Source organism: Zoogloea ramigera (genome assembly GCF_006539865.1).
Classification (GTDB): Bacteria; Pseudomonadota; Gammaproteobacteria; order Burkholderiales; family Rhodocyclaceae; genus Zoogloea; species Zoogloea ramigera.
In genome coordinates this window covers 1-1,339 of record NZ_BJNV01000163.1, presented here as the reverse complement: position 1 = coordinate 1,339, position 1,339 = coordinate 1, and the positions used below count along the sequence as shown (strand labels likewise).

At 68.3% G+C, this 1,339-nt stretch carries 1 protein-coding gene; it reads right to left on the bottom strand.

Features of this window, described 5'->3' with window-relative positions; genetic code table 11:
* Positions 1-129 precede the first annotated feature (129 nt).
* Positions 130-1,179: a type II asparaginase gene (locus ZRA01_RS20220; RefSeq protein WP_141355169.1), complete on the bottom strand. Its 1,050-nt coding sequence runs from the start codon at positions 1,177-1,179 to the stop codon at positions 130-132.
* Positions 1,180-1,339: the final 160 nt, after the last annotated feature.

The following is a 1,339-nucleotide window of genomic DNA, read 5'->3' as shown; positions in this document are numbered from 1 at the left end:
TGTCGCCGGAGGCGGCGGGGGCGCTGAAGATGCCCCAGTTCCATTGATAACTCATTGTTGTTCCTCTCTAAGAGCGGCCGGGCAGGTGCCCGATGGCTCCGCTTTGGTGTGTCGTGTCGGGCTTCCGCCTCAGTACTCCATGAACATCCGCTGCAGCGCTTTGGTATCCCCGGTCCGGGTGAGCGCCACCGCGGCCAGGATGCGGGCCTTCTGGGGGTTGAGGTCGTGGGCGACGACCCAGTCGTACTTGTCGTCGGGCTGTTCGGCGTTGCGCAGCACGAAGCCGCCGCCTACCACCCGCGACGAGCGGATGATCTGCACGCCTTGGCCACGCAGCGCCTGCAGGGTCGGCACCACCGCGCTGCTCACCGAGCCGTTGCCGGTGCCGGCGTGGATCACGGCCCGGGCGCCGCCCTCGGCGAAGGCCTTGTAGGCCGTCGGGCTGGCGTTGCCGGCGCCGTAGGCGATCTCCACCGGGGCCAGCCGGTCGAGCTGGTCGATGTCGAACTCGCTGGCCGTGGTGTGGCGCTTGGCCGGGCTGCGGAACCAGTAGGTCTTGCCCTCGACGATCATCCCCAGCGGCCCCCACGGGCTCTTGAAGGCGTCGGTGCGGAGGTTGGCGGCCTTGCTCACGTCGCGGCCGGTGTGGATCTCGTCGTTCAGCGTGACGAGCACGCCCTTGGCGCGGGCGTCCTTCGCCGCGGCCACCGCCACCGCGTTGTAGAGGTTGAGCATGCCGTCGGCCGACATCGCGGTGCCCGGCCGCATCGAGCCGACCAGCACAACCGGCTTGTCGGTCTTGAGCACCAGGTTGAGGAAGAAGGCGCTCTCTTCCAGGGTGTCGGTGCCGTGGGTGATCACGATGCCGTCCACGTCCGGCTGGCGGGCGAGGGCGGCGACGCGCTTGCCGAGGGTGACGAGGTGGGCGTCGGTGAAGCTCTCCGAGGCGATCTGGAAGACCTGCTCGCCGCGCACCTGGGCCAGGCTGGCCAGCTCCGGCACGCCGGCGATGAGCTTGTCCACCGGCACCTTGGCCGCCTGGTAGGTGGCGCTGTTGGCCACCCCGGCACCGGCGCCGGCGATGGTGCCGCCGGTGGCCAGGATCACCACGTTCGGTTTTCCGTCCGCCAGCGCGGCGGTGGACAGGAGCAGGGAGGCGAGAAAGACGACGTTTTTCATGGCAGCAGTCCTGGGGGAAGTGGGGAGTGGGGAGTGGGGAGTGGGGAGTGGGGGATTGGGGGATTGGGGAGATCGGAGGAGTGGGTTTACCCACTCCCTACTTCCCATTACCCACTACCCATCACTCGAAGGCCTTGTCGTTGGGTGCCTTGTAGAGTTT

Bases quoted from the DNA above. Each gene is read 5' to 3' on its own strand.
- ZRA01_RS20220 (WP_141355169.1), bottom strand. From the start codon at position 1,179: ATGAAAAACGTCGTCTTTCTCGCCTCCCTGCTCCTGTCCACCGCCGCG.